The sequence below is a fragment of the Deinococcus marmoris genome (assembly GCF_001949125.1).
In the GTDB taxonomy this organism is placed as follows: domain Bacteria; phylum Deinococcota; class Deinococci; order Deinococcales; family Deinococcaceae; genus Deinococcus; species Deinococcus marmoris_A.
Genome location: NZ_MSTI01000078.1, coordinates 1 through 3,673 on the forward strand (window position 1 = coordinate 1; position 3,673 = coordinate 3,673).

The window sequence follows — 3,673 nt, forward strand, 5'->3', positions numbered from 1 at the left end:
GATTGATATTATTTATTTGCCCTGCCAGATAGCCCTGTTGATCAATCGGAGACACATCACCTGAATACAGAACATTCTGTGTCCAGCAGAGCCTTGGACGTCTCGCGACACCCTACTTTTTCTCCGCTCCATCCAGCACGCGACGCCACCCAAAACTGTCCGAACCATTGATGATACGGACTCCGAATAAAAAGCGCAGACTGGAGCATCGCTAAATTCTATTCAACCATCATTGTTCGCCACAGTGCCGCCGACAACCCGATCTCTTCACCCAGCACATCCTGTTCCACTGGTGGCCTCTATACGGTAATTAAGCGGAATCCGTATGAGCCGATGACCATCGGGTTGTGAGCGAAGCGGGGATCGGCCCAGGCATTCTCGATGACCATCGGCCCAGTTTGCAGAATGGTCCAGGCACACAAGGAGTCCTGGCGCGGGGCGGTGGTGTCGCCCAGGCCGCACGCGGACTTGCCCCACTGGCGGGACTGATCGACAAAGTTGATGACCGCCACCGGGGTGTCCATGACGCGGGCGGCCAGCCGGGTAATGCGGTCAAAGGCGGCCTCGGCGGGCGTGTCGAGAATCTCGTAGCGGGAGAGTTCCAGCAGCCGGGCGTATTCGCCGGAGGGAAGGGGCGCGCTGGTCACAGGCCGCCGCCTGTCAGGCAGGGTCTTGCAGGGATCTGACGGGGGCGGCGTTCAAGGCGCTGTTTTGGGCAGGGTGAAGCCGAAGGTGGCCCCCTCACCCGTCTGGCCCTCTGCCGTCATCGTTCCGCCGTGCCGGGTCACGATCCGCCGCGCGTTGGCCAGGCTGACCGCCGCCCCGCCGAAGCCTTCCTGCGGATGCAGTCGCTGGAACATGGTGAACAGCTTGTCCGCGTACTGCGGGTTGAACCCCACCCCGTTGTCGCGCACCTGCACGGCCCAGGTCTGCCCCTGGTCCTCGGCCCAGACCGTAATCACCGCTGGGTCCCGGTCTCGGGTGTACTTCACCGCGTTGTCTATCAGGGCCGTGACCACCCGGCGCAGCAAGGCCGCGTCCCCCTGGACCTCCGGCAGGGCACCGATCTCCCAGACGATCTGGCGCTCTGGCTGGGCCACGTCGGCTTCATGGCAGACCGCGCTGAATAACCGGTCGAGCGCCACCCGCTCCACCTTGAGGGCTTGCCGTGAGGACCGCGACACATCGAGCATGCCGTCGATCAGGGTGTTCAGGGCGGTGGCCGCCTGGGTCACGATTCCGAAGTAGCGCTCAGCCTTGGGGTCCAGCACGTCCGGCAGTGCGCGTCGCAGCAGATCGCCAAAGCTGATGATGTGCCGCACCGGGGTCCGCAGGTCATGGGACACACTGTATGTGAAGGCTTCCAGTTCCTCGTTGGACGCCTGCAACAGGTCCCGCTGGGCGGTGAGCTGCCGGGCCTGTTCGGCGCGTTCCAGCGCCAGCCCCAGGCTGCGCGCCGTCGTCTTCAGCACCGCCCGGTCAGCAGCGCTCCACGGACGTGGCCCGAACAGCGCCACGTTGAAGATGCCGATGACCTCGCCGCCCACCACCACTGGCAGGGTGGCCACCGTCGAAAGATGCGCCACCAGTTCCGGGGCGAAGTCGCGGGTGGGATCATACTGGTCCTGGAACAGGGCTTCGCGCGTCTGACGGGGCAGGTCCAAGCTCGGGGTCTGGCCCACGGGCAAGCCTGCGTCCACAGCAGCCTGCAACGCTGGGCTTCCCACTTCTCCGAGCTGGGACCGGATGTGCCACTGCCCGCCGCTGACGTGCCAGAACACGGCGTAGCCCGGCGGCAGCAGGGAAAGCACCAGGGTCATGACACGCTCGATCAGCACCTCGGCGTCCATGCTCAGCCCCAGGTCACGGGTCAGCGCCGCGAAGCCTTCCAGCGCCTGCGTGCGGGCCAGTAACTCCGCGTTCTGGGCCGCGAGCTGCCGGGCCGTCTCGGTGCGTTCCAGCGCCAGGGCCAGACTGCGCCCCACGGAATGGAACACCGCACGCTGGTGCGCCGACCAGTGCGGCGTGTCCCGCAGGCCCAGCGCGAACACGGCCCGGATGGTGCCGTCCACCATCAGCGGGTAGGTGGCAACGCTCTGGTAGACCTCGGTGTATACGAACTGTTGCTCCACCGGGTCCCAGCCATCCACGAAGACGGGCTGACCCGTCTGTATGGAGCGGGCAAAGACCGGCGTGTCCAGCGGCATCCCGGCCTTGATGGTGGCCAGCAGCTCCGGCTGGGCTTCCAGATCACGGGTGTAGACCTTGATCTTCCACAGCCCGTCTTCCAGGGCGTAGTAGCCGTTGGTGCAGCCGGGGAACAGCGCGCTCAGGATGTCCACAGCGCGCCCAGCCAGGGCCAGCACGTCGGTCTCGCCGTCGGCGGCCTCGGTGAAGCCCACGAAGGCTTCGAGTTCAGCCGTGCGGTCATGAACCTGCCGCTCCAGCTCACCCGAGAGCCGGACGCGGTTCAGGGCCAGGCTGCACTGGCAGGCCAGCGTCCGCAGGAAGTGCTGCTCTTCGGACGTGAAGGTGTGCGGTTCACGGAAGTCCAGCACGATCACGCCGAGTCGGTGGCCGTCGGTGACCAGCGGCAGGACGGCGCTGGCCACAGCAGCCACGCCGCCCGTCCGGGTTTCCAGGTCCGGGTGGGCGGCCACCAGCGCGCCTGCGGACTCGAAGAACAGCAGGGTGTCCGAGCGCAGCGCGTCGATTGCGGGGCCGGATCCCTCCAGTTCACCGTTCTGCCAGACGCTGCTTCCGGTCTGACTGAGCCTCGCTGCGACGTTCAGGTGCTGGCCCTGGACGATCAGCACCGTTCCGTCGATGGCTCCCAGCGCGTCCAGGGCGTCGCGCAAGGTGATGTCGAAGACCCCGCTGGCCTGGCGCACGGCGGCCAGGTCCTGCGTCACGCGCTGGAGCCGGGCCAGCAGTTGCGCGGCCTGTGCTGCCGCCGACTGCGGCGGGTTTGAGGTGGGGTTGTTCGTCATGGATGCGGGCAGTCTAGGCGCTCAGGAAGAACGCCGCACACCTGAGCGGGCTGGCGGGAGACGGGATCAGGGACCCGTGAAGTGGCACGCGGCGCTGGAACGCGCGGGCATTCAGACGCAGGAGGTCCTGACCCTGACGGGCATTGATACGGACTCCGATTGAAAAGTATAGAATCTGAGGATCAAATACTTTCATTCTTCCGTTGAACTTCAGCACTCCGCTGCCGACTTCTGGGGCATCTTCCGGGCCAGCACCTGCGCCGTCGAACGGCGCAGAGCACAGTTTTTCGCGCTTCTTGCCGAAGGTAAGAGTGAACACGAACTGCTGGCGTTGACTCAATATTCCGTCTCGGGTGCACGCAAAGTCCTGCATCGGTATCACACCCTGGGGTTGGACGGTCTGGGGGATGGCCGCGCCGACAATCCAGGCGCACCCTCGGTCTTGACCGAGGCGGAGCAGCAACAGTTCGCCGCCCGTCTGCGCGAGGATTTTGACCAGGGCATCGTCTGGAGCGGCAAAATGGTTCAGGACTGGATTCAGGAGCACTTTGGCAAAACGGTGTACCTGGGCCGCACCTATGAGTTCATGCGACTGGCCGGGTTCTCGCCCCAGCGTTCACGCCCCCGACATGTCGGGGGCAACGAGGCCGACCAGGAAGCGTTCAAATCAAAATCCTAGTGGA

At 65.2% G+C, this 3,673-nt stretch carries 4 protein-coding genes; 2 read left to right on the forward strand and 2 right to left on the reverse strand.

Features of this window, described 5'->3' with window-relative positions:
* Positions 1-299 precede the first annotated feature (299 nt).
* Both BOO71_RS12675 and BOO71_RS12680 read right to left on the reverse strand, forming a co-directional pair.
* A complete protein-coding gene (locus tag BOO71_RS12675) occupies positions 300-647 on the reverse strand; it encodes a GAF domain-containing protein (RefSeq protein ID WP_075832916.1) in 348 nt (115 codons plus the stop codon).
* 51 nt (positions 648-698) lie between these two features.
* Positions 699-2,990, reverse strand: a complete 2,292-nt coding sequence (locus tag BOO71_RS12680; protein ID WP_075832919.1) for a GAF domain-containing protein — start codon at positions 2,988-2,990, stop codon at positions 699-701.
* Between BOO71_RS12680 and BOO71_RS27825 the strand changes: the two genes are divergently transcribed.
* Complete coding sequence (locus BOO71_RS27825; RefSeq protein ID WP_175607437.1) at positions 2,989-3,153, forward strand: hypothetical protein; 165 nt, start codon at positions 2,989-2,991, stop codon at positions 3,151-3,153. The two genes, BOO71_RS12680 and BOO71_RS27825, sit on opposite strands and share 2 nt — an antisense overlap.
* A 168-nt stretch (positions 3,154-3,321) precedes the next feature.
* The gene (locus BOO71_RS12685) at positions 3,322-3,669 is read left to right on the forward strand and encodes a winged helix-turn-helix domain-containing protein (RefSeq protein ID WP_139322923.1); all 348 of its coding nucleotides are present in this window, start codon (positions 3,322-3,324) and stop codon (positions 3,667-3,669) included.
* The last annotated feature ends 4 nt before the right edge of the window (positions 3,670-3,673 follow it).

Coding starts and splice junctions, on each gene's coding strand:
- BOO71_RS12680 (WP_075832919.1), bottom strand. CDS start 2,990: ATGACGAACAACCCCACCTCAAACCCGCCGCAGTCGGCGGCAGCACAG.
- BOO71_RS27825 (WP_175607437.1), top strand. CDS start 2,989: ATGGATGCGGGCAGTCTAGGCGCTCAGGAAGAACGCCGCACACCTGAG.